The 25,825-nt window shown below is 55.1% G+C and carries 21 protein-coding genes; 12 read left to right on the top strand and 9 right to left on the bottom strand.

The window, feature by feature from the left end; translation table 11 throughout:
* Nucleotides 1-33: 33 nt before the first annotated feature.
* Nucleotides 34-471, bottom strand: a complete 438-nt coding sequence (locus tag CSC3H3_RS02730; RefSeq protein ID WP_245881249.1) for an Lrp/AsnC family transcriptional regulator — start codon at nt 469-471, stop codon at nt 34-36.
* A 260-nt stretch (nt 472-731) separates the two neighbouring features.
* Between CSC3H3_RS02730 and CSC3H3_RS02725 the strand changes: the two genes are divergently transcribed.
* Nucleotides 732-986 (top strand): hypothetical protein, encoded by a 255-nt coding sequence (locus CSC3H3_RS02725; protein ID WP_157831809.1) that lies wholly within the window; start codon nt 732-734, stop codon nt 984-986.
* A gap of 234 nt (nt 987-1,220) precedes the next feature.
* Here CSC3H3_RS02725 and CSC3H3_RS02720 read toward each other — a convergent pair whose 3' ends face one another.
* The 5 genes from CSC3H3_RS02720 to CSC3H3_RS02700 form a co-directional block, all read right to left on the bottom strand.
* Entirely contained in the window at nt 1,221-1,976 is a 756-nt protein-coding gene (locus CSC3H3_RS02720; RefSeq protein ID WP_101263666.1) for an ABC transporter ATP-binding protein, read from the bottom strand.
* The gene (locus tag CSC3H3_RS02715) at nt 1,973-2,734 is read right to left on the bottom strand and encodes an ABC transporter ATP-binding protein (RefSeq protein ID WP_101263665.1); all 762 of its coding nucleotides are present in this window, start codon (nt 2,732-2,734) and stop codon (nt 1,973-1,975) included. The genes CSC3H3_RS02720 and CSC3H3_RS02715 overlap by 4 nt, the downstream gene beginning before the upstream one ends.
* A gap of 3 nt (nt 2,735-2,737) precedes the next feature.
* Nucleotides 2,738-3,904, bottom strand: a complete 1,167-nt coding sequence (locus CSC3H3_RS02710) for a branched-chain amino acid ABC transporter permease (protein ID WP_101283535.1) — start codon at nt 3,902-3,904, stop codon at nt 2,738-2,740.
* A 1-nt stretch (nt 3,905) separates the two neighbouring features.
* Nucleotides 3,906-4,922, bottom strand: a complete 1,017-nt coding sequence (locus CSC3H3_RS02705) for a branched-chain amino acid ABC transporter permease (RefSeq protein WP_101263663.1) — start codon at nt 4,920-4,922, stop codon at nt 3,906-3,908.
* 123 nt (nt 4,923-5,045) lie between these two features.
* Entirely contained in the window at nt 5,046-6,410 is a 1,365-nt protein-coding gene (locus tag CSC3H3_RS02700) for an ABC transporter substrate-binding protein (protein WP_172963387.1), read from the bottom strand.
* Nucleotides 6,411-6,614: 204 nt separating this feature from the next.
* Between CSC3H3_RS02700 and CSC3H3_RS02695 the strand changes: the two genes are divergently transcribed.
* The 4 genes from CSC3H3_RS02695 to CSC3H3_RS02680 all read left to right on the top strand — a co-directional run bounded on the left by CSC3H3_RS02695 (nt 6,615) and on the right by CSC3H3_RS02680 (nt 11,767).
* A complete protein-coding gene (locus tag CSC3H3_RS02695) occupies nt 6,615-8,186 on the top strand; it encodes a helix-turn-helix domain-containing protein (RefSeq protein ID WP_101283533.1) in 1,572 nt (523 codons plus the stop codon).
* 157 nt (nt 8,187-8,343) lie between these two features.
* Nucleotides 8,344-8,772 (top strand): response regulator transcription factor, encoded by a 429-nt coding sequence (locus tag CSC3H3_RS02690; RefSeq protein WP_245881248.1) that lies wholly within the window; start codon nt 8,344-8,346, stop codon nt 8,770-8,772.
* 22 nt (nt 8,773-8,794) lie between these two features.
* On the top strand, nt 8,795-9,019 hold the full coding sequence (locus CSC3H3_RS02685; protein ID WP_101263661.1) for a hypothetical protein: 225 nt from the start codon (nt 8,795-8,797) through the stop codon (nt 9,017-9,019).
* Between the two features lie 3 nt (nt 9,020-9,022).
* Nucleotides 9,023-11,767, top strand: a complete 2,745-nt coding sequence (locus CSC3H3_RS02680) for a sensor histidine kinase (RefSeq protein ID WP_101283531.1) — start codon at nt 9,023-9,025, stop codon at nt 11,765-11,767.
* A 99-nt stretch (nt 11,768-11,866) separates the two neighbouring features.
* Here the strand turns inward: CSC3H3_RS02680 and CSC3H3_RS02675 are convergent, their stop codons facing one another.
* Entirely contained in the window at nt 11,867-12,784 is a 918-nt protein-coding gene (locus tag CSC3H3_RS02675) for a LysR family transcriptional regulator (protein WP_101283529.1), read from the bottom strand.
* Between the two features lie 262 nt (nt 12,785-13,046).
* Between CSC3H3_RS02675 and CSC3H3_RS02670 the strand changes: the two genes are divergently transcribed.
* From CSC3H3_RS02670 to CSC3H3_RS02650, 5 genes are all read left to right on the top strand, one after another.
* Nucleotides 13,047-13,994 carry a tripartite tricarboxylate transporter substrate binding protein gene (locus tag CSC3H3_RS02670; RefSeq protein WP_101263658.1) on the top strand — a complete coding sequence of 316 codons (948 nt, stop codon included), beginning with the start codon at nt 13,047-13,049 and terminating at the stop codon, nt 13,992-13,994.
* Between the two features lie 33 nt (nt 13,995-14,027).
* A complete protein-coding gene (locus tag CSC3H3_RS02665; protein ID WP_101283527.1) occupies nt 14,028-16,088 on the top strand; it encodes a tripartite tricarboxylate transporter permease in 2,061 nt (686 codons plus the stop codon).
* Nucleotides 16,089-16,138: 50 nt separating this feature from the next.
* Nucleotides 16,139-17,215 carry a tartrate dehydrogenase gene (locus CSC3H3_RS02660; protein WP_101283525.1) on the top strand — a complete coding sequence of 359 codons (1,077 nt, stop codon included), beginning with the start codon at nt 16,139-16,141 and terminating at the stop codon, nt 17,213-17,215.
* A gap of 76 nt (nt 17,216-17,291) precedes the next feature.
* Nucleotides 17,292-18,614 carry a glycerate kinase type-2 family protein gene (locus CSC3H3_RS02655; protein WP_425444970.1) on the top strand — a complete coding sequence of 441 codons (1,323 nt, stop codon included), beginning with the start codon at nt 17,292-17,294 and terminating at the stop codon, nt 18,612-18,614.
* A 111-nt stretch (nt 18,615-18,725) separates the two neighbouring features.
* Complete coding sequence (locus CSC3H3_RS02650; RefSeq protein WP_101263655.1) at nt 18,726-19,802, top strand: tartrate dehydrogenase; 1,077 nt, start codon at nt 18,726-18,728, stop codon at nt 19,800-19,802.
* Nucleotides 19,803-19,866: 64 nt separating this feature from the next.
* Here the strand turns inward: CSC3H3_RS02650 and CSC3H3_RS02645 are convergent, their stop codons facing one another.
* Nucleotides 19,867-20,904 carry a LysR family transcriptional regulator gene (locus tag CSC3H3_RS02645; protein WP_101283523.1) on the bottom strand — a complete coding sequence of 346 codons (1,038 nt, stop codon included), beginning with the start codon at nt 20,902-20,904 and terminating at the stop codon, nt 19,867-19,869.
* A gap of 117 nt (nt 20,905-21,021) precedes the next feature.
* Between CSC3H3_RS02645 and CSC3H3_RS02640 the strand changes: the two genes are divergently transcribed.
* Nucleotides 21,022-22,185 carry a mandelate racemase/muconate lactonizing enzyme family protein gene (locus CSC3H3_RS02640; RefSeq protein WP_101263653.1) on the top strand — a complete coding sequence of 388 codons (1,164 nt, stop codon included), beginning with the start codon at nt 21,022-21,024 and terminating at the stop codon, nt 22,183-22,185.
* Nucleotides 22,186-22,302: 117 nt separating this feature from the next.
* Here CSC3H3_RS02640 and CSC3H3_RS02635 read toward each other — a convergent pair whose 3' ends face one another.
* Entirely contained in the window at nt 22,303-23,793 is a 1,491-nt protein-coding gene (locus CSC3H3_RS02635) for a methyl-accepting chemotaxis protein (protein WP_101283521.1), read from the bottom strand.
* Nucleotides 23,794-25,179: 1,386 nt separating this feature from the next.
* On the opposite strand from CSC3H3_RS02635, the gene CSC3H3_RS02625 reads away from it, so the two are divergent.
* Nucleotides 25,180-25,593, top strand: coding sequence for an H-NS histone family protein (locus CSC3H3_RS02625; RefSeq protein WP_101263651.1), 414 nt, complete (start codon nt 25,180-25,182; stop codon nt 25,591-25,593).
* Nucleotides 25,594-25,825: the final 232 nt, after the last annotated feature.

Here is a 25,825-nt window from a genome sequence, read left to right as displayed (position 1 = left end):
GTTTTTCTTTGTCACCGGCAAAACCGGGATGCCTCACTTGATATGCCCCAGCACCGCAAGGCTTTCATAGCGTTTGATATAGGGGCGCACCAACACACGGTCGACAAAGGCGGCATATTCCTCCATGTCGGCAACCTGCACCCGCAACACAATATCATGGGCGCCGGTTACATGGTCGCACTGGGTAATTTCAGGCGTTTTTTCCAGTTCGGCCCGCAACAACTGATAACGGTCATGGCGGTCGCTGTTTAACGTCAACAACACAATCACCGTCATGCGTTTGCCAAACACGCGCGGGTCAACAATGGCGATGTCGCGTTCGATCACGCCGGTTTCGCGCAACCGCTGCACCCGGCGCAAACAGGCCGCCGCCGAAAGCCCGACTTTCTCGGCAAGCTCGCTTCCCGTCAGGCGCGCATTTTCCTGCAACAGCGCCAATATTTTGCGATCAAACTGATCAAGTGCCGCCACAACCCTTACTCCCAAACCTGCTGCATCAATCCCCTAAAGCCCATCTGGCATGGCCCGTTATTGCACCTTTTCAACGGCCTGAACCTTGCGGTGCGACAATGGCCGAACCGCATTGCAAAAAGAAATCGTTTTTCGGCAATCTTTGCGAAAAAACCGCAAGAATTGCCCGACTTTGCGACCCGTTCAATCCGCCGAAATTCTAGTCTGCAACAGGTTCGGAAATGCTCCGTTCCTTCATTAGCAAACTGGGAGCCACCGCCATGCCAGGATATATGCCAACCCATATTGACCATGTAACCCGTCATGCCCGCAACGGGACTGGCCACCTGCCAGACCTGTTTTCAGGCATTCTGGCGTGGTTCCCCTTTTTCGGGCATCGCTGGCGCGAACACCGAAAAATTGCCCGCGACACGGCCTTTCTAAAACATGCCCCCACCGCCCTGCTTGATGATATTGGCCTGCGGCGCGAAAATATTGATACGGCATGTAAAACCGGCTGGCCGCTGCCGCGTTAAGGGACACTAAGGCACGCCAAGGCACGCTAAGACACGCTCAAGATCAACTGCGCGCCATTGCCGGTACGCATGCTAGCCACGCCCTTGCCCTGGCCCCCTCTCGCACCCACCATCTATTCCCCGCGCCGCAGACACAAAAAAGGGGCCAGTATCCCCCAATACTGGTCCCCTTTCCCCGCTTGCGGGCTCCCCTACCGGATTAGTTTTGTGTCTGGCTTAGCAAACAGCCCCTGATCAAATCGCCAGATACTGGTCACGCAGTTCCGGGTCATCAAGCACCTCCTGCGAGGTGCCATCAAACACCACCTGCCCGCTATCCATGATAATCGCGCGGTCCGCCAGTTTCAGGGCAGCAATGGCGTTCTGCTCGACAATAATGGTGGTGATACCCAGTTCCTTCACACTTTGCAGTGTTTTTTCAATTTCCTGCACAATCACCGGTGCCAACCCTTCATAAGGCTCATCAAGCAGCAAAATCTTGATATCGCGGGCAAGGGCACGGCCAATGGCCAGCATCTGCTGTTCACCGCCCGACAGGGTAATGGCTTCCTGCAAGCGCCGTTCACCCAGGCGTGGAAACAGTTCGTAAATGCGCTGGATGCTCCAGCCATGCGGCGGGGCGATTTGCGCCAGTTCAAGGTTCTGTTCCACCGTCAGGCCGGGAATGATGCTGCGGTCTTCGGGCACCAGTTGCAAACCGATACGCGCCGCCTGCCAGGCTTTCATATCGTGCAAAGGCTGGTGATCAAGCCAGATTTCCCCATGTTTCAGTTCGGGGTTGGCCATGCGGGCAAGTGTACGCAGCGTGGATGTTTTTCCCGCCCCGTTACGCCCCAGCAGGGCAACAATTTCGCCTTCGCGGATATCAAAGCTGACACCCTGCACAATATAGCTTTCGCCATAATAGGCATGAACATCCCAGACCGAGAAAAACGCCGGAGACGACCCGCGAGCAGGAACCGGCTTGGTTTTTGGCACCTGTGCATTCATAGGGATTCTCCTCCGAGATAGGCTTCCTTGACCTTGGGATTGTTGCGCACTTCTTCGGGCGTGCCTTCGGCAATAATCGCCCCCTGTGCCAGCACGCTGATCCGGTCAGCCAGGCTGAACACCACATGCATGTCATGTTCGATAATGATCTTGGTCATGCCGCGCTGCTTGATGCGCTGCAAAAGCTCGATCGTGCGGTTGGTGTCATGGCGCGACATGCCTGCTGTCGGCTCATCAAGCAAAAACAGTTTCGGGTTCTGGATCAGGCACATGGCAAGTTCCAGGCGGCGTTTATCCCCGCGCGACATCGAACCGGCAATTTTATCGCGGTCCGCAATCAACCCGACATCTTCAAGGATATGTTCGGCTTCCTCGCGAATTTTGCGTTCGCCAAACAGGCTTTTGAAAATGCCGCATTCATATTGCCCGTCACGTTTGGCAAAGGCCGGGATCATGACATTTTGCAGCAGGCTTAAATCCGGGAAAATCTCCGGCGTCTGAAACACACGCGCAACGCCAAGCTGGTTGATCTCGTGGGGCTGCTTGCCCGTCAAAACCTGATCACCCAGCAACACCCGCCCGCGGCTGGGGGTTAACCTGCCGACAATCACGTTCAGAAAGGTCGATTTACCCGCCCCGTTCGGGCCGATAATGGCATGAACAGTGCCTTCTTCCACCCGAAGGTTGATGTCGGTTAACGCCTGCAATCCGCCAAAGTGCTTGTTGACGTCGGTGACATCCAAAATGACATTACCCATCGATCACGCCTCCTCGGTGGAATGCTGTTTGTCGGAAGATGCCCCATCGGCCGGTTTCTGCCCCCGGTCGCGGATCGCGCGGCGGATTTTGCCCAAACCTTCCATCAACCCGCCCGGCAGGAAGATCACGATCAGCATAAACACAATCCCAAGCAGCAACTGCCAGCCTTCGCCGACAAACGGGCTGATAATCGCGGTCAGAATGTTGTTAAGCCAGTCTGGCAGGAACGACAGCACATTGTGCAAAACCGTATCGTTGAAGGCCGAAAAAATGTTTTCAAGATACTTGATCAGCCCCGCACCCAGAAGCGGACCAATCAGCGTGCCTGCCCCGCCAAAAATCGTCATCAGAACAACTTCGCCCGATGCCGTCCATTGCATGCGTTCAGCCCCGGCCAGCGGGTCGGTCATTGCCAGAAGCGAACCGGCAAGCCCGGCATACATCCCCGAAATGATAAAGGCCGTCAGCAGATAGGGGCGCGTGTGATAGCCGGTATAGGACATGCGCGTCTGGTTGGATTTAATGGCGCGCAGCTTCAAACCGAAGGGCGAATGGAAAATGCGCAGTGCGATGAAAAACGAAATGATCAGGATCACCGCACAAATATAAAACCCGGTATAGCCCGTGCCGTCCAAACCAAACAGGTTGGTCGATGGCAGGCCCGATGTTGCCTCGATCCCCGCCATACGGTCCAGTACACGCGGGTCCGCCTGGGCAAGCTGCAGGCCGGTTTCCCCGTTGGTAATCGGGGTTAGCACCGAATAGGCCAGGTTATAGGACATCTGGGCAAAGGCCAGGGTCAGGATCGAAAAATAAATGCCCGAACGACGCAGCGATACATACCCGATCAACCAGGCAAACAGCCCCGACAGAACAATGGCAAAGATAATCGCCGGCACCACATTCATCGACAAAAGCTTGAACGACCAGACAGCCGTATAAGACCCCACCCCAAGAAAGGCGGCATGGCCAAAGGAAAGATAGCCGGTAAGACCAAACAGAATGTTGTAGCCGACAGCAAAGATGCCAAAAATCATGAATTTCTGCATCAGGTCGGGGTAAGCCGCGCCAAAGGGCTGCAACCAGAGCGGCATAGTCAGAACAACGGCCGAAAGCACGACCATATAAATCAGGTCCTGGCGCGGCGTGGCAATTTGCGTGTTTGACATGTCAGTTCTCCATCACGCCCCGGCGGCCCATCAGGCCACGCGGACGGGTCAGCAGGATGATGACGGCCACCAGATAGATAATGATCTGGTCAATGCCGGGAATGATCGCCTTTACCTCGGTCATCGAGGAGAAAGACTGCAAAATCCCCAGCAGGAAGCCAGCCGCGACCGCCCCGCGCAGCGAGCCCATACCGCCCACCACAACGACGACGAAGGACAGAACCAGAAAATCCATGCCCTGGTGATAATCCGGGGGCAGGACCGGCGTATACATCACACCTGCAAGACCCGCGACCACCGCTGCCAGACCAAAAACAATGGTAAAGCGGCGTTCAATATTGATGCCCAGAAGTTCCACCGTGGCACGGTCCGCCATACCGGCACGCACAACCATGCCCCAGGTGGTGAAATTCAAAAACGAGAAGACGGACGAAATGATCACGACGGAAAACAGCAGATAAATCAAACGCCACCACGGATACACCACCGCGTCACTCAGGCCGATCCAGCTTCCGATCGCGGCAGAACCGGCAACAATGTCGGGCGCGCTGACAGGAATGGGATTGGCCCCGAAAAAGGTTTTCACCAGTTCCTGCAACACAATGGCCAGGCCAAAGGTCACCAGGATCTGTTCGGCGTGGGACCGCTTGTAAAAATAGCGGATCAGGCTGCGTTCCATCAGAATGCCAAGACCCAGCATCACCGGAATGGAAATGACAATGGAAATCGGCACCACCCAGTCAATAATCGCCGACCCGGTATCGCCAAACCACAGCTCCAGATACGGCGTTTCCTTGTAGGCATCAAAGAAAGTAACCGACGGGTCCTTGACCTTGACCGACAGGGTGAGAATTTTTTCCATCGTGACGGCGCAAAACGCGCCGATCATGAAAATCGCGCCGTGGGCAAAGTTGACCACGCCAAGCGTACCGAACACCAGCGTCAGACCAAGGGCAATCAGGGCATAGGCCCCGCCCTTGTCCAATCCGTTCAGGATTTGCAGAAAAATCGCATCCATGAGCTATCCGCCACAAAGTCTATTTAAAGTCTATTTGGGGACCGGGACCGCAGGAACCGGCCCGAAGAAAGGGTTCTGGTGCCAGGAACATGCCCCGGCACCAGAATATGCAAGCCAGACGGATCAGACCTTGTACGGGCCAAGTTCCCCGCCAAACATATCGGCCGGATATTCCACCTGGGAACGCGGCACCTGTTTGACGACTTCAAGAAGGTCAAAGTTGCTTTGCGGTTTTTCTTTACCGCGCACAACCAGCACATCCTTGAAGCACTGGTGGTCTTCGCCACGATACAGGGTCGGGCCATTGCCCATCCCGTCAAACTCGTAACCTTCAAGCTGCTTGATCACTTCCCACGGAGCAAAGGTCCCGGCCATTTCGCAGGCATTGGCATAAAGCAGGGTCTGCACATAGCAGGTGTGTGCCGCCTGTGACGGCGGGAAGCCGTATTCCTGGCCAAAGGATTTCACAAACGCCTGCGAGCCCGCATCCGTCAGCGACCAGTGCCAGTTCGTCGTCCCCAGAATGCCCTTGGCGGCATCGCCGGCACCCTGTGCCATCAGGCGGGAATAAAGCGGCACGACAATTTCAAACTGCTTGCCGTTGACCTGTTTGTCCTTCAGGCCAAACTGAACCGCCTGGGTCAGGGAATTGACCATGTCCTTGCCATAGTGGTTCAGAATAAGGACATCGGCACCGGAATTGAGAACCGGGGTAATATATTGCGAGAAGTCACCCGCACCCACCGGGGTCCGCACGGTATTGACGGTCTGCCAGCCGATATTTTCGGTTGCCGCCTTGATCGATTCTTCCTGGGTCCAGCCCCAGGTGTAATCTGCCGTCAGGTGATATGCCCTGCGGTCCGTACCATATTCATCCTTGAGCACCGGCGCCAGGGCCTGGCCCGACATATAGGCATTGAAGAAATGGCGGAAGCCATAACGTTTTTTATCCTTGCCCGTCGTGTCGTTGGAATGGGTCAGACCGGCCATGAAAATAACGCCCATTTCCTGGCAAAGACCCTGCACGGCAACCGCCACACCCGACGATGACCCACCGGTAACCATCGCGACATTGTCTTTTTCGATCATGCGCTTGGCCGATGCACGGGCCGCATCCGATTTGGTCTGGGTATCGCCGGTCACAAATTCGACCTTCTTGCCCAGAATGCCGTTCCCCTTCAGGTTATTGGGCTTCATGGTATTGAGCATACCACCGTCGCCTTCACCATTAAGGTGTTTGACAGCAAGTTTGTAGGCACGCAATTCATCGGCACCTTCATCGGCATACGGGCCGGTCTGCGGCACGTTAAAGCCAAGAACGATGCTTTTGCCATTCCCCGGATCACCACGGAATGAATCAGCAGCATAGGCATTACGGATAAAATGCATCGGCGCGGTCGCACCGATAATTGCCGCCCCCGTCGTCAAAGCCGACCCCTTCAGAACGGTACGGCGTGAAACATTACGAATGATTTTATTCTCGGACATAGGGTTCCTCCCCAATTGCTGGGATGCGTTTCAGTGAAATGCAAAGGCCGGGATTGTGTTGGGTGTTTTGTTATGCGACCTGAAAAGACAATGGGGACGGTCAGAAAAGAAATCAACAACAGGTTGATAAAGAACATTTTTTTTGTAAAAATATGGATAGCCCTTCTGAAAATTTGTAAATTTTGTCAAAAATAAGGACGCCCCATGGCCCGCCAGGCACCCATTGGCCACCGCATTCGTGGCCGTCGCAAGGATATGGGAATGACGCAAACCGCACTCGCCGGGGCAGCGGGCATCTCGGCGTCCTATCTTAATCTGATTGAACATAACCGCCGTGCCATTGGCGGTGGTTTGCTTCTGCGCCTGGCCGAAGCCCTGCAAATTCACCCATCCACCCTGTCAGGTTCCGAAGAAAGCCGCCTGCTATCGGATCTTGGCGAACTGGCATCGGACCCGGTCTTTCGCGATACCCCGCTGGACCGCCGGGAATTTTCCAGCGTTATTTCCGCAGGCCCCGGCGTGGTCAATGCCATGCTGCAATTGTATCGCGCCTATCGCAGCACCCTTGATGATGTCGATATGCTGTCCGAACGCCTCAGCCACGATCCCTATTTGACCGAGGCCAGCCATTCGATCCTGACGCGCATCACATCAATCCGCACCGTTGCCGAAATTTTTGAACATTACGACGATCTGTCTGCCGCCCAGCGGGACCGTTTCAACGCAACACTGGTGCGGGAATCCGAACGGCTGGCTGAATCCGCCACCGAAATTTTCAGCTTTCTGGAAAGGGGCGCTGCCGGTCGCCCTGCTGCCAACCCGTCCGAGGAAGTCGATGACCTTTTATATGACAATGCCAACCATTTCCCGATCCTCGAAGACTGTGCCGAAACCCTTCGCGCCGGGATCGACCGTTCAGGCGGCCTGTTTTTAACCGACCTGATCAATCATTTGCAGTCCCGCCATTCAGTCACGGTCGAACGCCTGCGCCCCGAAGACCTGCCCGCAACCGGCCATATCTGGGATGGAAAAAACCGCCGCCTGCAATTTTCACGTGCCCTGCCCATTACATCGGCCCGTTTTTTGGCCGCACGCGCGGTTTGCCACCTCGAAGGGGCCGATGCGGTTGACGGCATCATTCAGTCATCACGCCTGACAACCGATGCCGCACGCAACCGCGCGCGACAGGCGCTTGTCTCCTACCTCGCCGCGGCCATCCTGTTTCCATATGACAATTTCTGCAACGAAGCCCGCGAACTGCGCCATGATATCGAAATGCTCCAGCAGCGTTTTGCCGCAAGCTGGGAACAGATATGCCACCGCCTGACAACCCTTCGCCGCCCCGGGCAGGAAGGCATCCCGTTTCACTTTTTGCGCACCGATATTGCCGGCAATATTTCCAAACGTTTTTCGGCATCGGGCCTGCAATTGCCCCGTTATGGCGGGGCCTGCCCGCGATGGGCCATTCACGAAGCCTACCTGACCCCGGAAAGGGTCGTGCCGCAACTTGTACAATTGCCCGACACCACCCAATATCTGTTTGTGGCCCGCGCGGTGCGCACCGGCAATGGCGGCTATCGCGTGCCGCAATCGGTGCATTCGGTAATGATCGGCTGTGACACCGCCTTTGCCCACGATGTCGTCTATGCCGATGGCCTGTCGCTTGATGATGCCAAAAGCGCCATCCCCGTTGGCATCAATTGCCGCCAGTGCCCGCGAACCGATTGCCTGCAACGTGCCCACGCCCCGGCGGAACCTTTAAACACCGCCACCTGAACCCCCCTTGCCAAACCCGAACGGATCAAACCACAGCGGAAAATGCAAACATCAACAGGATTGCGCGATATCCCGGCACACCCTAAAGTCGAATAAAACAAAAGGCCGAAATACCTTAAGGTCGACTTTATAAAAAACCAAAATCGGGGAGAACGTCGTGACCGACAAACCAACGGTCCTGATTGCGGAGGACGAAGAAACCATTGTCGAATCCCTGGCCTTTCTGATGGAAAAGGAAGGCTTTAGCGTGCGCATTGCCACCAACGGGCAAAGCGCGATTGACATGATAGGCCAGGACATACCCGATATGATCCTGCTTGATGTCATGATGCCGGGACGCGATGGTTTTGATGTTGCCCGCACCATACGCGCCAATGACCAGACAAAACATGTGCCCATCATGATGCTGACAGCGCGCACCCGCGAAATTGACCGTCGCAAGGGCCTGGAACTTGGCGTGGATGATTTTGTCACCAAACCCTTTTCCACCCGCGATGTTGTCGCCCGCGTAAAGGCCCTGCTGGCCCGCAATTTATCCACCGCCACCACGGCCTCCCCGTCTTCCACTCCGTCCTCGTCCTCCTGATCCTTTCAACAGGCAGGTTGCCATGACACCCCCAGCAAAGCTGACCGAACGTGCCCTTGTTCTTGCCTTGACGGCCTTTCTGGCGTGGGTGCCGCCCCTCGTGGGTGTGTTCTCGCTGGATGGGGCGGTATTTGGCCTGCCGGTTCTGTTTGTCTATTTCTTTGCTGGCTGGGCAATCTTCATTGCCCTGTGCGCCTGGATCACCCGCAAATTACGGCAAAGCGCGCAACAGCAGGGGGACTTATAACCGGTGCTGTCATCCCAGGTCGTTATCGCCGTATCGCTTATTTATGTCGGGCTTTTATATTCCATTGCCTGGTGGGGCGATAAACGCGCGCGTGCCGGGCGCTCCTGGGTGCGCAACCCCACGGTTTACACGCTTTCCATCGCGGTTTACTGCACCAGTTGGACCTTCTATGGCGCGGTCGGGTCGGCTGCGCGCAACGGGCTTGAATATCTGACCATCTATCTGGGGCCGACGGTTATTTTCCTCGGCTGGTGGTTTTTGCTGCGCAAAATGCTGCGCATTTCAAAGGCACACCGCATCACATCAATCGCCGATTTCATTTCATCGCGTTATGGCAAAAGCACCCAGCTTTCCGTACTGGTCACATTAATTGCGGTCATTGGCACCACCCCCTATATCGCCCTGCAATTAAAGGCGGTCGCCACCAGCTATACCGTCTTAACCGTTTGGGGCAGTTCGGTTTCCGGGCCGTTTGTCTCCACTTCGCATATCTTTGCCGATAGCGGCTTTTGGGCGGCAACGGGTCTGGCCCTGTTTGGCATTCTGTTTGGCACCCGCTTTATCGATGCCGACGAACATCACGAAGGCATGGTTGCGGCCATCGCCTTTGAAAGCCTGGTCAAACTGTTTGCCCTGCTGGCCGTGGGCATTTTTGTCTGCTTTTTCATGTTTTCCGGGCTGGGCGACCTGTTTCACCAGGCCAGCGAAGTGCCACGCACAGCCAGCCTTTTAAAACTGCAACCCGAAAGCGGCACACGCTGGTTCACCCTGATGGCGCTGTCGATGGCGGCAATTTTAACCCTGCCGCGCCAGTTTCAGGTGATCGTGGTGGAAAATGTCGATGAACGCCACCTTGCCACCGCATCCTGGGCCTTTCCCGCCTATCTGCTGCTCATGAACCTGTTTGTCCTGCCCATCGCGCTGGCGGGCATGGGCCTTCTGCCTGACTGGGCCGATCCCGACTTTTTCGTGCTGTCCGTTCCCCTGTCACAGGGGCAATCACTACTGGCACTGGTGGCCTATGTCGGCGGGCTTTCGGCCAGTACCAGCATGGTGATTGTGGCCGCCATCGCGCTTTCGACCATGGTGTGTAACGATCTGGTCATTCCCGCCCTTTTGCGCCTGCGCTGGCTGCGCCTTACCGAACGCGACGATTTGACCGGCCTGTTATTGTTCATCCGCCGTGCATCAATCGTGCTGGTGGTGTTTATGGGCTATATCTATTACCGCTCCGCCGGGGCGGGCGATGCCCTGGCGGAAATCGGGCTGATATCCTTTGCCGCCACCGCGCAATTCATTCCCATCATGGTGGGCGGGCTGTTCTGGAAGGGCGGCACCAAAACTGGCGCACTTACCGGGCTTACGGCCGGTTTTGCCATTTGGGCCTATACGCTGCTTTTGCCATCCTTTGCCGATTCCGGCTGGATCGACCCGAAACTGATCACCGACGGTGCCTTTGGTCACCCGTGGCTACGGCCCGAAGCCCTGTTTGGCCTGGACCATTTCGCCCCCCTGACCCACGCACTGATCTGGTCAATGGCGCTCAATGCCGGGTGCTTTATTGTGGTTAGCCTGTTTACCAGCCAGGGCGGGCTGGAACGCATCCAGGCCACCCTGTTTGTCGATGCCTTTTCGCGCAAGGGTGGCGAAACTGTTATCTGGCGGTCATCCGCCACCATTGATGACCTTTACGAACTGGTGGAACGGTTTTTGGGCCGGGAACGCGCCTATCATGCCTTTCGCGATTATGGCACATCGCGGCATACGGCCTGGCGCGGCAAGGGCGAAGCCAATGCTGACATGATCGCCTTTAGCGAACGTTTGCTGGCCGGTTCCATCGGGGCGGCATCGGCGCGTGTGATGGTATCATCCGTTGCCAAGGGCGAAATGGTCAGTCTGGATGAAGTCCTCGAAATTCTCGAAGAAACATCACATGTGATTGAACATTCCCAGCGGCTGGAACAAAAATCGCGCGAACTGGAACGCGCCGCCGCCGAACTGCGCGCCGCCAATGACCGCCTCAAGGAACTCGACCGCTTAAAGGACGAATTCCTGACAATGGTCAGCCACGAATTTCGCACCCCTTTAACCTCGATCCGGTCATTTTCGGAAATTCTGGTCGACACCCCGGAACTTGAAGCCGAACGCACCGAACGCTTTTTGAATGTCATTGTCCGCGAAAGCGAACGCCTGACCCGCCTGATCGATGATCACCTGGACCTTGCCCGCCTGGAAGCCGGTCATTCGGACTGGCAACCAGGCAATGTCGACCCGAAGGCGGTTTTGCGCGAAACCATCGACGCCCTTGAAGGCCTGTTTAACAACCGCGATGCCCGGCTGATGGTCGATATCGGTGGTGATACGGTCAATCTGTTTGTCGATCGCGACCGGTTAACACAGGTCTTTATCAACCTGTTATCAAATGCCGCCAAATTTGCCGATCCCGACAAACCCGAAGTTTTTGTGCGCGGCGCAACGCACAAGGATGGCTACCTTGTTACCATTTCCGATAACGGGGCAGGCATTGCCGATGACGAAGCCGACCTGATTTTCAACAAATTCGCCCGCGGCGGCAAATATCCCGGCGACAAACCGCGTCCGTCGGGGTCGGGCCTTGGCCTTGCCATTTCAAAACACGTGATCGAACATTGCCATGGCCGCATCTGGGTTGAAAGCAAACCGGGCCAGGGTGCCACCTTCCATGTGTTTATTCCTGTTGCCCGATCCGGGGCCAGTGCCGCGCAGTGAAAGCGCTTTCACTTTCACCCAGTCCAGCCCAGCACGGCACGGCACGGCACGGCACGGCACGGCAACCTGCACCTGACCAACGGCAAACGGCAAACGGTTTTAGGACAAATCGCCTTTTTCATCGCTGCGTGCCGCCTGCAATTCCCGGTACAGGTAATCAATGAAAATGCGCACCTTGGCCGAAACATTGTGCCGTTCGGGATAAACGGCATAAATATCGGCATCTACCTGTGCATATTGCGGCAGTACCAGCCGCAGGCGATTGGCATCCACATGGCGGACAATATCCCATTCGGACCGCAGCATGATGCCGTGCCCGTCCAGCACCCATTTCAGGGCAATTTCACCATCATTGCTGCTCAGTGTGCCATGTACGCGCACCGTTTCGGAATACTGGCCGCGTTGCAGGCGCCACAGGTCGTAACTGGCATTATCCTGGCGCAGGATGATGCAGTTATGCTCGTTTAAATCCGCCAGGGTGCGCGGCGTCCCATGCCGCGCCAGATAGGACGGGGCAGCACATAAAAAACGCCGGTTATCCTGCAACTTGCGGGCGCGCAGGCGCGAATTGGGCAAACCACCAAACCAGATGCCAATATCAAACCCCTCCTCGACCAGATTGATCGGCGCATCGCTTAACACCAGCTGCACCTCAACCTCGGGATACAGGTGCGAAAATTCCGAAATCACCGGGGCCAGATATTCCCGCCCGAAACCAAAGGTCGCGTTAACCCGCAACAACCCCTTGGGGTTTTCACGCGCGGTTGCCACGCGCTGCTCCAGATCCTCGATCTCGCGCATGATTTTGATTGCACTTTGAAAATAGGCCTCGCCCTCGCTGGTCAGGCTGATCCGACGGGTGGTGCGGTTCATCAGGCGCACACCCAGCCTGTCTTCCAGTTTTGCCAGGCGTTTGCTGACCGCCGGGGGCGACAGGTTCAATTCCAGTGCGGCTGCCGAAAGGTTGCCCTTGCGCGCCAGCAACACAAAAAACCCCAAATCACTATCCGACGACATTATTAACCTCAGCGACTTAATGAAATGCAAATTCAGAAATTATACTAAACGAATAATAAATCTACACTTCAATGGTCCAAATTCAGTCCCGGAACCTGCAAACGGCATCCTACAGCCGGGGTCCGGCCCTGCAGGCATATGGACTGAGGAAGACTCCGTATTCCGGGTATCGCCAATAATAACAATGCTTTCCCCGGTTTCGGCACCGATTGCGCCAATAACGGCGCGTCGTGTGGATCTTAATCATTAGGGAGGAATACCAATGCGTAAGCTAGCTCTGGCAGCAGCCTTTGCCGCAACCCTGATTGCCGGCCCAGCCTTTGCCCAATACCCGGAAAAAACCGTCAATCTGATCCTGCCCTTCAATGCGGGCGGTGAATCCGATGTTTCGGCCCGTTTCCAGCAACCCTATTTTGAACAGATCACCGGCCAGCAAATGGTCATTCAATATATGGCCGGTGCCGGTGGCGCACAGGCCTGGTCACAGCTTAATTCCATGGATGGTGACGGCTACACCCTGATGGGCATCAACCTGCCCCACACCGTGTTGCAGCCAATGGAAAAGGATGTCGGCTATGAAACCGACGACCTGGTGGCCGTGAACTATTTTCACTATACGCCCAATGCCCTTTTCGTTCCCAAAGACAGCGAATTTCAAAATCTTCAGCAACTGATCGACTATGCCAAGGCCAATCCCGGCATGGTGACGTTCAGTGGTTCGGGGTCCAATTCCGCCAACCAGATCGGCCAGACCCAGTTTGACGACCTTGCTGGCATCACCACCACCTATATCCCCTTCAGTGGCACCGGCCCGGCTGTTACCGCCATTCTTGGCAGCCAGGTAACGGCTGGTTTCAACTATGTCACATCAGGTGTGAATAACGGTGATGGCATGCGCATGCTTGCCGTGGCCTCCGAAGAACGCGTCAAGGCCTTCCCCGATGTTCCGACCTTCAAGGAACTGGGGTTTGACCTGGTTGGTGGTGCTTATCGCGGCATTGCCGTGCCCAAATCCACCCCCGAAGACGTGCGCCAGAAGCTTTCGGACATCGTCACCAAAATCAACCAGAACCCGGAATTCATCAAAAAGATGGAAGATGCCGGTTTTGTGCTGACCGACGTGCCCTACAGCAAAATGGCTGATTTTGTTGCGCAAAAGAAAAAAGAATACCGCGCAATCGGCGAAAAACTCGGCATCGCCAACCGCTGATAAAAAGAAACGGGATCAGGGAGAACCACCAACATGGAATTGCTTGGCTATCTGTTAAGCGCGCTAACGCCGCTCAATATTCTCATGGCGCTGGGCGGCGTGATTCTGGGCACTGTCATTGGGGCATTGCCGGGATTATCCGCCACCATGGCGGTGGCCGTACTGGTCCCGTTTACCTTTACCATGGATCCTGCCACCGGGCTGATTGCGCTGGGCGCGATCTATACCGGTGCCATTTATGGCGGTGCCTTTGCCGCCATTCTGGTCAATACACCGGGCACCCCGTCGGCAATTGCCACAACCTTTGACGGGTTCCCGATGGCCAAACGTGGCGATGGCAGCCTTGCAGTAACACTGGCAACGCTATCTTCTGTCTTTGGCGGTCTTGTCGGGGGTGTGTTTCTGCTGCTGTTATCGCCACCGCTGGCAAAAATCGCGCTGGCCTTTGGGCCGCCCGAATATTTCTGGCTGGCCATGTTCGGCCTGACCCTGATTTCCGCCCTCTCGGTTGGCAATACCTTAAAGGGCCTTATGGGTGGCTGCCTTGGCCTGATGCTGGCCATGGTCGGGGTTGCCGTTGTTGGTGGTGATCTGCGCTTCACCATGAACAGCCAGATTCTGCTGGGCGGCTTTGACATTGTTTCCGCCCTGATCGGCCTTTACTGCATCCCGGTTCTGATTGATCTGGTCGCAACCCGCGACCCGCATCTGAAAATCGAAGACGGCAATCGCGGCATTCGCCTGTTCGAGGCCCTGGGCATTGCCTGGAACAGCAAATTCAACGTAATCCGAAGCTCGATCCTGGGAACGGTAATTGGTGTTCTGCCCGGTGCGGGCGGGTCGGTTGCCGGGCTGGTTTCCTATTCCGAAGCGCGCCGGTCATCCAAAACCCCCGAACAGTTTGGCAAAGGCGCACCTGATGGCGTTATCGCCACCGAAACGGCCAATAATGCCACGGTTGGCGGCGGGTTTATTCCAACACTGGTTCTGGGCATTCCCGGCACCCCGCCCGATGCCATTATTCTCGGGGCGTTGCTGGTGCAGGGCATCAAAATCGGCCCGACCCTTTTTACCCAGCAGGGCGAAATTGTTTACACCTTCATTTTCGGGCTTTTGATTGCAACGCTTCTGATGTTGCCAGCCGGTTTGCTGATCGGGCGCTATGCCTATAAATCCATCGCATCGATCCCGAAAACCATGCTGGTCCCGACCATCGCCTTCCTGACCATCATTGGCAGCTTTGCCATTCACAGCAACATCCACGATGTGCAAATGATGTTCGGGCTGGGCATTGTCGGCTGGATTTTGAACCGCTGTGGTTTTGCCCCCTCGCCCATCGTTCTGGGCCTGGTTCTGGGTCAGATCGCCGAACAGGGATTTGTGCAATCCTATCTTATCGGCAATGCCCGCAGCGAAATTGCCACCATGTTTTTTGGTCGCCCCATCAGCCTGGGCATCATCGCGCTGGCCGTTTTCACCCTGCTCTATCCGTTTTACGCCCATCGCAAAAAGAACCGCGAACTGGCAAAACAGGCGGCAGAAAACCCCGGCCGCGACATTATGGGCGATGCACAGGCATCCGCGACCATTCCCAAAACCGGCCTTCTCTCGCAACCACGTGACATGGCAGGCACCCTTGTTGCCGTGATCCTGATCGTGATTTGCGCCTGGGCGCTGTCGCAAACACCTTCCATGACGCCGATGGGTTCGGTCTTTCCAACCACCATTGCCTCGGCCTTAATCGCCTTTGCCGCCATTTTCGTTCTGATCAATATCCTGCGCAAACCCGCGGTTAAAACCACCAATGGCGCGCCGGGGTCGGAATCAGGATCGAAATCAGGCTCTGAATCAACACCGCGTCGCATCGGCCTGATTGTGGCGATGGGCCTTTGGATTGCCGCCATTCCCTTTATCGGGTTTCTGGCGGCGGGCATCATCGCCTTTTTCGCCCTGATCGCGATTGCCAATTACGACGGCCTGCCTGCGCGCGGCATCGTCATTCACCTGCTGTCAGGCTGTGTCATTGTCAGTGCAATGTACTTCCTGATGGCCGAAATCCTGCTGATCCGCATGCCACAGGGAATTCTGTTCTAGGCAGCGCCAGCCTTTCAAAACCAAAACACAGCAAACACAAGAGACCAGACATGAAGAATTATCGTATCGCTGCCATCCCCGGGGACGGGATCGGTAAAGAGGTTATCGCGGCCGGAACCGAGGTTTTATCCTGCCTGGCACAGCGCGACGGCGGTTTTGAAATTACCTTCGATCATTTCGACTGGGGGTCGGATTATTACAAACAGCACGGCATCATGATGCCAGCTGATGGCCGCAGCCAGATTGAAAACCACGATGCCATTTATTTTGGCGCCGTTGGTGCGCCCGATGTGCCCGACCATGTCACGCTGTGGGGCCTGCGCCTGGCGATTTGCCAGCCGTTTGACCAATACGCCAATGTCCGCCCGACCCGCATTTTACCGGGCATTCAAGGCCCCCTTCGCAATGTCAAGGAAGGCGACCTGGACTGGGTTATCGTGCGCGAAAATTCCGAAGGCGAATATGCAGGCCAGGGCGGGCGTTCCCATGTTGGCCTGCCCGAAGAAGTCGCCACCGAAGTATCGATTTTCACCCGGGCCGGTGTTACCCGCATCATGCGGTTTGCCTTTGAACTGGCCCAGTCCCGCCCGCGCAAGAAACTGACCGTGGTCACCAAATCCAATGCCCAGCGCAACGGCATGGTGATGTGGGATGAAATCGCTGCCGAGGTCGCCCGCGAATATCCCGATGTGGAATGGGATAAAATGCTGGTCGATGCCATGACCATGCGCATGACCCTGAAACCGCAAAGCATCGATACCATCGTTGCCACCAACCTGCATGCCGATATCCTGTCCGATCTGGCGGCGGCACTGGCAGGGTCGCTGGGTATTGCCCCCACCGCCAACCTGAACCCGGAACGCAAATTCCCCTCGATGTTTGAACCCATTCACGGGTCGGCATTTGATATTACCGGCCAGGGCATTGCCAACCCCGTCGCAACATTCTGGAGCGCGGTGATGATGCTGGAACATCTCGGCGAACAGCACGCGGCTGACCGCCTGATGCGCGCGATTGAGCGGGTCACCGCCAACCCCGACCTGCACAGCCCCGATCTGGGCGGCAAGGCCACCACGCGCGAGGTGACGGATGCGGTCCTTGAAGCCATCAAGGGCGATAACAGCTAACGGCACATCAACATCAACTACATATAAACCACCCTGGACCACCCAAAACCGCAACAGGACCGCAGGCAGAATATCGATGACACCGCCTTTTACATTTGCTGAAAAAACAAACGGTTACGATATGTCATCCTCCCATGACATTCGTCACTTTCTGGACGTTTTGTTTCGCGCGGCAATCAGGGCGGCGGACCCGGCATTCTGCCTGCCCCCGTCCCTGCCGCCCTTGTCGGCCAGGGGCAAAACGGTTGTAATCGGGGCGGGCAAGGCAGCCGCCGCCATGGCTGCCGCCCTTGAAGACCATTGGGGTAATCAGGGCGATTATTCCGGCATTGTTATCACACGTTATGGTCACGAGGTTCCCACCTCGCGCATTCGGGTCCTGTCTGCTGCCCACCCGGTGCCTGATGCCGCCGGCATGGAAGCAACCGGCCAGTTGATGGATGCCGTTACGGGCCTGTCGGCTGAAGACAGGGTCATTTGCCTGATATCAGGCGGTGGGTCGGCCCTGCTGGTAAAGCCTGTTGCGCCCATCACCCTTGGCGAAAAACAGGAGCTGAACCAGAAACTTCTAAAATCCGGGGCCAGCATTTCGGAAATGAATTGCGTGCGCCGCCATATTTCGCAGGTAAAGGGCGGCAAACTGGCGGCAATGTGCTTTCCCGCACAGGTGCACATGTTTGCGATTTCCGATGTGCCAGGCGATGATTTCCTCGATATCGCATCCGGCCCCACCTGTGCTGATCCCACCACCTGCGATGATGCATTGGCCATTTTGCAGCGATACGGCATTGCCCCGGCAACGTCGATTTTATCGGTGCTGCAAAACAAAACCGGCGAAACCATCAAACCCGGTGATGCCCGCCTTGCCACTGTCACCAGCGAAATGATCGCCACACCACAAATGGCCCTGCAGGCTGCTGCCGATATATGCCAGCAAAATGGTATTTCCGCCCATATTCTGGGGGACCGCATTGAAGGCGAGGCCCGCGATGTTGCCCGTGTGATGGCAGGCATCGCCCTGCAAATACGCCATCACGGCCAACCTTTTGCCCGGCCCTGTATTTTGCTTTCGGGCGGGGAAACAACCGTAACCATTCGTGGCCAGGGGCGCGGTGGTCGCAATGTCGAATTTTTGCTGGCACTGGCCCATGCCCTGAAAGGCGAAAAAGGCATTTATGCCATTGCCGGTGATACCGATGGTATTGACGGGCTCGAAGAAATCGCAGGCGCTTTTATCGTGCCCGATACAATCGCGCGCGCCGAAAAAGCCGGTATGAATATTGGCAATGAATTGGCCGACAATAACGCACATGGCTTTTTTGAAAAACTGGGCGACAGTATCATCACCGGCCCGACGCTGACCAATGTGAATGATTTTCGCGCGATCCTGGTGACATAAACCAAACCCGCCCGGCATCGCATTTAACCCTTTGAAAAACAAAATTTATAATCCACACCCACCGACACCGACCGACAACCAACACCGATAGAACAGACAGGAAAGACCCCCATGTCGCAGAAGACACACAAAATAGCGGTCATCCCCGGCGACGGGATTGGCAAGGAAGTGGCACCCGAAGGCGTTCGCGTTCTCGAAGCTGCGGCAAAAGCCTTTAATATCAGCCTGCAATTCGATGATTTCGATTTTTCAAGCTGCGATTATTACCTGAAACACGGCCAGATGATGCCCGATGACTGGAAAGACCAGGTCGGTAATCACGATGCCATTTTCTATGGCGCGGTTGGCTGGCCTGCCACTGTGCCGGACCATATTTCGCTGTGGGGATCGCTGATCCAGTTTCGTCGTGAATTTGACCAGTATGTCAGCCTGCGCCCGGCCCGTTTGATGCCCGGTGTGCCCTCGCCGCTGGCGGGTCGCAAACCCGGTGATATCGATTTTTACGTGGTGCGCGAAAACACCGAAGGCGAATATTCATCGGTTGGCGGCAAAATGTTCCCCGGCACGGACCGCGAAGTGGTGCTGCAGGAAACCGTAATGACCCGCACCGGTGTTGACCGCATCCTGAAATATGCCTTCGATCTGGCGCAAAAACGCCCGCGCAAACGCCTGACATCGGCAACCAAATCCAACGGCATCGCCATTACCATGCCCTACTGGGATGAACGCGTTGTCGAAATGGCAAAAAACTATCCCGATATCACCTGGGACAAATACCATATCGATATTCTGACCGCCCATTTCGTGCTGAACCCGGACCGCTTTGATGTGGTTGTCGCCTCCAACCTGTTTGGCGATATCCTGTCCGACCTTGGCCCGGCTTGCACCGGCACCATTGGCATTGCGCCATCAGGCAATATCAACCCGGAAGGCAAATTCCCGTCCCTGTTCGAGCCGGTCCATGGTTCGGCCCCGGACATTGCCGGTCAGGGCATTGCCAACCCGATTGGCCAGATCTGGGCCGGGGCAATGATGCTGGACCATCTGGGGTATTCCGATGCCCATGATGCCATCCTGCGCGCCATTGAAACCGTGCTGGTTGATGAAAACCTGCGCACCCGCGATCTTGGCGGCAAAGCCGATACCATCACCTGTGGCAAAGCCATTGCCGATGCAGTTTCGGCCTAAAGCTTACCGGCAGTGACCTTATTGGTCACTGCCTGCCCCGCCTTTACACCTGCAAGCCAAAACCTTAATCCAGCACCTTTTCCTGCATGGTCTGGCTGGCCATTCGCCAGAATTCCTCGATCATTGGGCTTTGGCGGGCGACCGGGCGAAACAGGCGGATTTCGATGGGAATAATCAATTCCGCCCCGCCAAATGGCACCAGTTTGCCTTCGGCCATATCGGCCATTGCCAGCGTTTCGGGCAGCCACGCCACCCCGGCACCAGACCCTGCCATGGATTGCAGCGTTGCGGCCAAATGCGATGTAAAACTTTCCCGCAGGGTAAAGGATGGCGCCCGTTTGGCCCAATGCGCCTTTATGATGCGGCCAAGCCCGGATTCCCGGCGATAAGCAAGCCAGGAAATTTCCTGATCCTGCACCTGATCCTGATCCTGCCGTTTTCCCTGCCCACCAGTGTTTTCAGCAACGGGCAAAGCGTTCCGTACCGCAAGTTCCGCATCATCGCCCGTGATATCCCCGGAGACATCCGCAGAGATATCCCCGCTGCTCAAACCCGCCTTTCGGGCAAAATCGGGGGTGCAAAGGGGCACCAGGCGATCCTTGCCGATCACAATGCTTTTGAACTGCCCGGCAGGCAGGTTGCTTTGCATGCTGGCATGGAAATGTGCGAGCAAAAACGGGGCATCGCCACGCAACATCACCTGTTCGCAGGCCTGCATGCTGTCCGATATCAGGTTAAGCGTTCCCAGCGGCATCACCCGGCCCATTTCCTGCATCCATTTGGGAAAAAAGGTAAAGGACAGGGCATGGGTGGCCGCCAAACCAATGACCGCCTGTTTTTGCCCCGCGACCTCGCAAGTCTCGCGCTGCAATTGCAGGATGGAACGGGTCAGGGCTTCGGCCTGATTGCGAAAATGGATACCGGCAGGTGTTAACGACACATCATGGGTGGTCCGTTCAAACAAAGGCGTGCCTACCCAGGTCTCAAGCGCGCGAATACGCCGGCTGAAGGCGGGCTGGGTAATGTTGCGTTGCTGGGCGGCGCGCGAAAAATTCAGGCAGTCAGCCAGGGCGATGTAATCTTCAAACCAGCGCAATTCCATTTTGGTAATGCCATAAACGTATAACCAAACGCCAGATTGGCATTAGCCGCAACTGCTGCGCAACCCTTAATATCAGGGCATCAAAGATCAACCGCCATGAAAACAGGGCTATTTGTTATGCGCATTATTGATGTTGTGGAAATCACCAAACCGATCGCATCGCCGATCCGCAATGCCTATATCGATTTTTCCAAAATGACCGCCAGCCTGGTGGCGGTTGTGACCGATGTGGAACGCAATGGCCGCCGCGTTGTTGGCTATGGTTTCAATTCCAATGGCCGTTATGGCCAGGGCGGGTTGATCCGCGAACGTTTCCGGGACCGTATTTTGCAGGCCGACGCCAACAGCCTTATCAATGAGGCAGGCGACAACCTGGACCCCCACAAAATCTGGGCGGCGATGATGCAAAATGAAAAACCGGGCGGGCATGGCGAACGGTCTGTCGCGGTTGGCACCATTGACATGGCGGTATGGGATGCGGTTGCCAAAATTGCCGACAAACCGCTGTTTCGCCTGCTGGCCGAACAAAACGGGGTTGAAGCCGACCCGCGCGTTTTTGTTTATGCTGCTGGTGGTTATTACTATCCCGGCAAGGATCTTGGCGCGCTGCGCAAGGAAATGCGGGGTTATCTTGATCGCGGCTATAATGTCGTCAAAATGAAAATCGGCGGGGCCGATATTGCCGAAGACCAGCGCCGCATTGAAGCCGTGCTGGACGAAATTGGCAGCGAAGCGCAGCTTGCAGTCGATGCCAATGGCCGGTTTGACCTCGAAACCGGTATCGCCTATGCCAAAATGCTGCGGCAATATCCGCTGTTCTGGTACGAAGAAATTGGCGATCCGCTTGATTACCAGCTTCAGGCGGCAATGGCGGAATTTTACCCCGGCGCCATGGCAACCGGCGAAAACCTGTTTTCCCATCAGGATGCACGCAACCTGCTGCGTTATGGCGGCATGCGCCCGGATCGCGACTGGCTGCAGTTTGACTGCGCCCTTTCCTATGGTCTGGTCGAATATCTGCGCACCCTTGATGTCATCAAACAGGCGGGCTGGTCACCCAAACGCTGCATTCCGCATGGCGGGCACCAGATGTCGCTTAACATCGCGGCGGGCCTTGGCCTTGGCGGCAATGAAAGCTATCCCGACCTGTTCCAGCCCTATGGCGGTTTCCCTGACAGCGTAAAGGTCGAAGACGGCTATATCACCATGCCCGAACTGCCCGGCATCGGGTTTGAAGGCAAAACCGACCTGATCACCCCGATGCGCGCCCTGGCGGAATAAACGCGCCCGCATAGAAAGCCACATCGCAAACATAAAAAAGGGAAGATGCAGGGTCACGCATCTTCCCTTTATTTTTAACGCCTCAGCCACCTGGGCAGCGGGGTTACCCCCTGTCGTTTAACGCGCCAGCACTTCGGCTGCGGCACGGGTGTGGCTTACCGATTGCGACACACGTTCGACCGTATCGCGGATTTCATCGATACTGCGCGAAAAACTGTCCACCGCGAAATTCATGTTGCGCATATTGTCAGACACACCCGATGTGATGCGGGTTTGCTGGCCGAGTGCGTCAGACGTTACACCGACGGCATCACGCACGGTGGAAACCGAATTACGAATGGTCTGCAAGGCTCCCACCACTTCGGATGTGATTTCCTGAATACCGTGAATTTCGGCTGAAATCTGGTCAGTTGCGCGGGCGGCCTGATTGGCAAGGTTTTTAACCTCGTTGGCAACAACGGCAAAGCCTTTGCCTGCTTCGCCTGCGCGGGCAGATTCAATCGTCGCATTCAGGGCCAGAAGGTTAATCTGCCCGGCGATATCCTGGATTACCTCGACAATGCCGGTCATGGCATCGACAACCTGCGCCATGCGCTGGGTTGATTCATCGGCAATCGCAGTTTCCTGCACCATCTGTTCGGTGGTGCTTTGCGATGCCGTCATATTCCGCGCAATTTCACTGATCGAAACGCTCATTTCTTCGGCCCCGGCGGTGACGGTTTGCACATTTGAAACCGTGTCCGCCGAAACATCCACCGCGTGCTGGGAAATGGCGCGCAAATCGCCAATGGCAGCTTCGATGCTGGAAAAGTTATTGTCGATCATGGATTTCAGATCAACCAGCAGGTTCACCTTGGCGGTAATATCGGTTGCGAATTTGACAACCTTGTAAACCTTGCCTGCGGCATTGAAAATCGGGTTATAGGATGCTTCGATCCAGACTGATTTTCCGCCCTTGGCAACACGGTGAAACTGCCCGGCTTCAAATTTGCCGTCATTCAGGGATTTCCAGAAATCGCGATATTTCGCGCTGTTCTTTTCATCGGGTTTCACAAACATACTGTGATGGCGGCCGATAATTTCATCACCGCGATAGCCCATCACGGAAAGGAAGTTATCGTTCGCGTCAATCACCGTACCATCAAGATTAAATTCAATAACTGCCTGGGATTTCTGGATGGCATTTAACATGCTTTCCATTTCCGCACGCTGTTCGCGCTTGGCTGTTACATCATAGGCAAATTTGATGACCTTGATGGGTTTGCCATTACTATCGAAAACCGGGTTATAGGATGCCTCGATCCAGATGGTCTGGCCGTTTTTCGCCACCCGCTGAAATTCGGTAGCCTGAAACTGCCCTTTTGCCAGCGTTGCCCAGAAATCACGATATTCTGTGCTTTGGGCATATTTACCGGAAACAAACATGCGGTGATGTTTACCAATAACCTCATCCGCACTGTATCCCATGACCTTCAGGAAATTGTCATTTACCTGCAGAACATGGCCATCGAGGCCAAATTCAATAACGGCGGCCGATTTATCCAGCGCTTCGATAACCTGCTGGTATTCTCGCGCTTTGCGCTGACTGATGTGCCCGAACCCGAACATCAACAAACTCCGTCCAAAATATCGTCGAAAATGTCGAAAGTCCGGTGTGATCGGACATCTCCGAAAACAGGTTCCCTCGCCGGCAATTTCTGCCAGTCACACATTCAGGAACACGGGAGAGCGGCGACGCGCAAACCGGCGCAGGCCAATTACTGAAGCTGAACCCGCACCAGTACCACTGGCAGGATGCTCATCAGACCTTTTCGGCAATGATAAGTTAAATGGTCCGTCAGTTACCGCCGGAAGCCAAGCTGGCAAAACCGGTGGGAATGGCGGCCAAACTGTTTCCGCCAAGGTATATTTTTTTAACAGTTAATCAATGCAAAACCTCTCTTTTCGTATAGGGAACCTGTAAGCACCTTGGCATCCAGGGCGCCAGAAACCTGTTTTCAAACGAAAATCCCAGCGAAACCGGGATGTTCGACCTTGCAGAAAAATCGAAGCATCCACCGCAAAACCTATACCAAAGTAAGTACGGGATAATGCCGATTCGCGACATCGGGTCTTATCACTGCCTGTCATGGCACGCTGTGACACCTTTTTGCCGCAATCACGCACAGGATTGCACCCCCATATAGGGACCGAATCACATTACGAAAGAATTTCCATTTCGGATTGCTGTGAATTTTGAAATTTCTGTGTATTTTCCGGGAAAATCGTTTTCTCGCACAAATTTCTTCTGGTCAAGCACCTGGAACCGAAATTTTTCCGTAATATCACAACAACTGCCAAAACGGCTGATAATGGATCAGCAAGGCACCGGCAGGAAACCGGCAGGGTGAAAAGTCCGGGGAAAAAGGCAGGTTCACGACCGCCGACGATTATGACCGGAAAATTCATGACGCCAGATCAGCAGCACACCCAAACCGGCAGTCTGAAAAACAGCTTTTCCCGGCAAACCGTATTTCAGTTTCAATCAAAGCCACCGCACGCAAACAGCCCGCCATCCCTGCGCAAGTACATGAACGATTGCTGCAGCGCACATATACAACAAGATAGAAAAACAAGACCACCATAGATAGTTTGTTTAATTTTCCGTAAAGTAGATTATTGTGTTTTAAGCACTACGGGATTTTAAAAATACGGCCAATTTCAATCGAATATATTAAAAGAAAAGCCGATAATTGACCATCGCCCAGTCAAAACCCGCTTTCCCCGGTCGAACAGCGCCCCCGCAACCGCAGTGTTTTCAATGGTTTTTGCATTGCCCGAACGGGCATCGAAATCTAAAATTGCTGTCCATACAATTACCACAATTCAAAGTAACACATGGTATTAATAACCGGGACACGCCTTCCATAATCTTTTTAATTCACTAAAACATCTTGCCCTTCGGAAGAATAGGCATTATGTAAGACGTGAATTTATTAGTTTCAGGAGAGAATAATGAGCAAAATCGATATTTCCAAATTGAGCTATAAAGAACTTCGCGAACTGATGGAGCAGACCGAAGAAGAAGTCGAGACCCGAAAAGAACAGGCGATCAAAGACCTTCGCGCTGAATTTAACCAGAAGCTGAATGATGCAGGTTTTTCCATTCGCGAACTGTATCCGGAAGTTTTTAAACCGACCGCTGCCAATGCTTCTGCCCCGGCGAAAAACAAACAGTCCACGCCGCCGAAATACCGCAACCCGGTAAACCCGGAAGAAACCTGGACTGGCCGTGGCCGTGTTATCGGTTGGGTTCTTAAACTGGCAGAAGAAAAAGGCACCACCGTTGATGCCATTAAAAATGATCCGGCTTACCTGAACCCGGAACATCCGAATTACAAAGCTCATACTGCCGAGCTGGAAAAATAAGATCAAAAAGCCCCCATATCGGGGGCTTTTTTAATGCCCGGTTTCCCGAAAATTCGCGGAAAACACCGGAGAAACGGCCAGCTTGAACGGGCAGACCTATCCCGGCTGACTGCCTATGACTGCCTGATATAAGGGCTTCCCTTCTGTCTCACAGAAGCCCCAAAATGATGGATCGACCGAAACGATAAACCCGGTGTTGGCGCAGTGGTGAAACCTTCGCGAACGCCAAATT

Source organism: Thalassospira marina, assembly GCF_002844375.1.
GTDB lineage: Bacteria > Pseudomonadota > Alphaproteobacteria > Rhodospirillales > Thalassospiraceae > Thalassospira > Thalassospira marina.
This window is presented reverse-complemented; position numbering and strand designations above follow the sequence as displayed.

Bases quoted from the DNA above. Each gene is read 5' to 3' on its own strand.
- CSC3H3_RS02725 (WP_157831809.1), top strand. From the start codon at position 732: ATGCCAGGATATATGCCAACCCATATTGACCATGTAACCCGTCATGCC.
- CSC3H3_RS02720 (WP_101263666.1), bottom strand. From the start codon at position 1,976: ATGAATGCACAGGTGCCAAAAACCAAGCCGGTTCCTGCTCGCGGGTCG.
- CSC3H3_RS02715 (WP_101263665.1), bottom strand. From the start codon at position 2,734: ATGGGTAATGTCATTTTGGATGTCACCGACGTCAACAAGCACTTTGGC.
- CSC3H3_RS02710 (WP_101283535.1), bottom strand. From the start codon at position 3,904: ATGTCAAACACGCAAATTGCCACGCCGCGCCAGGACCTGATTTATATG.
- CSC3H3_RS02705 (WP_101263663.1), bottom strand. From the start codon at position 4,922: ATGGATGCGATTTTTCTGCAAATCCTGAACGGATTGGACAAGGGCGGG.
- CSC3H3_RS02700 (WP_172963387.1), bottom strand. From the start codon at position 6,410: ATGTCCGAGAATAAAATCATTCGTAATGTTTCACGCCGTACCGTTCTG.
- CSC3H3_RS02695 (WP_101283533.1), top strand. From the start codon at position 6,615: ATGGCCCGCCAGGCACCCATTGGCCACCGCATTCGTGGCCGTCGCAAG.
- CSC3H3_RS02685 (WP_101263661.1), top strand. From the start codon at position 8,795: ATGACACCCCCAGCAAAGCTGACCGAACGTGCCCTTGTTCTTGCCTTG.
- CSC3H3_RS02675 (WP_101283529.1), bottom strand. From the start codon at position 12,784: ATGTCGTCGGATAGTGATTTGGGGTTTTTTGTGTTGCTGGCGCGCAAG.
- CSC3H3_RS02670 (WP_101263658.1), top strand. From the start codon at position 13,047: ATGCGTAAGCTAGCTCTGGCAGCAGCCTTTGCCGCAACCCTGATTGCC.
- CSC3H3_RS02665 (WP_101283527.1), top strand. From the start codon at position 14,028: ATGGAATTGCTTGGCTATCTGTTAAGCGCGCTAACGCCGCTCAATATT.
- CSC3H3_RS02660 (WP_101283525.1), top strand. From the start codon at position 16,139: ATGAAGAATTATCGTATCGCTGCCATCCCCGGGGACGGGATCGGTAAA.
- CSC3H3_RS02655 (WP_425444970.1), top strand. From the start codon at position 17,292: ATGACACCGCCTTTTACATTTGCTGAAAAAACAAACGGTTACGATATG.
- CSC3H3_RS02650 (WP_101263655.1), top strand. From the start codon at position 18,726: ATGTCGCAGAAGACACACAAAATAGCGGTCATCCCCGGCGACGGGATT.
- CSC3H3_RS02645 (WP_101283523.1), bottom strand. From the start codon at position 20,904: ATGGAATTGCGCTGGTTTGAAGATTACATCGCCCTGGCTGACTGCCTG.
- CSC3H3_RS02640 (WP_101263653.1), top strand. From the start codon at position 21,022: ATGCGCATTATTGATGTTGTGGAAATCACCAAACCGATCGCATCGCCG.
- CSC3H3_RS02635 (WP_101283521.1), bottom strand. From the start codon at position 23,793: ATGTTCGGGTTCGGGCACATCAGTCAGCGCAAAGCGCGAGAATACCAG.
- CSC3H3_RS02625 (WP_101263651.1), top strand. From the start codon at position 25,180: ATGAGCAAAATCGATATTTCCAAATTGAGCTATAAAGAACTTCGCGAA.